A 249-nucleotide genomic window follows, 5' to 3' on the forward strand; every position below is an offset into this window, starting at 1 on the left:
CGATCCGATCCGCTACACATGAAATGTCGCCGCGGGCCACCGCGAGACGTCCTAGGTGGTGTGGACACTAGCGCATCCATAGAACAATGGCAGCGAGAGTGACGACGGCCCGGTAATTCCGGGCCGTCTTTTCGAAGCGGGTTGCGACACGCCGGAACTGCTTGAGCTTTGAGAAGCAGCATTCGACGAGATGACGCTGGGCGTAGAGATGCTTGTCGAGTGGGTATTTGAGCGCGCGTGACGGATTGT

Annotated in this window: 1 protein-coding gene; it reads right to left on the minus strand. The window is 58.6% G+C overall.

Annotated elements, in window-relative coordinates; genetic code table 11:
• Window positions 1–67: 67 nt before the first annotated feature.
• Window positions 68–249 (minus strand): transposase (locus tag FNJ47_RS47380; RefSeq protein WP_163163666.1); only part of this gene is annotated, 182 nt, incomplete at its 5' end.

Origin of the sequence: Bradyrhizobium uaiense (assembly GCF_010811875.1) — a bacterium.
In the GTDB taxonomy this organism is placed as follows: Bacteria; Pseudomonadota; Alphaproteobacteria; order Rhizobiales; family Xanthobacteraceae; genus Bradyrhizobium; species Bradyrhizobium uaiense.